At 68.8% G+C, this 234-nt stretch carries 1 protein-coding gene; it reads right to left on the reverse strand.

Going from position 1 to position 234, the window contains the following annotated elements; translation table 11 throughout:
* On the reverse strand, window positions 1-234 hold a 234-nt coding region (locus UK23_RS48010; RefSeq protein WP_045318559.1), incomplete at both ends, for a LacI family transcriptional regulator.

Below are 234 nucleotides of genomic sequence, written 5' to 3' on the forward strand. Positions count from 1 at the left end.
CCGCAGCACACGAACGGCAGGTCGGCCTGGCGCAGGTGGTGGATCATCGGGTTGCCGCGGTGGGAGGAGATGAGCAGTACGCCGTCGACGTGGTGGGCCGACAGGAAAGGCAGGATGCGGCGGCGTTCGGCCTCGGTGCCCGCGGTGATCAGGATGAGCGGGATGTCGTGCTCTCCCAGTGCGGTGGTGCAGCCGGTGAGCAGCGTGGTGAAGTTCGGGTCGGCGAAGAGCCGG

The organism is Lentzea aerocolonigenes, assembly GCF_000955955.1.
In the GTDB taxonomy this organism is placed as follows: domain Bacteria; phylum Actinomycetota; class Actinomycetes; order Mycobacteriales; family Pseudonocardiaceae; genus Lentzea; species Lentzea aerocolonigenes_A.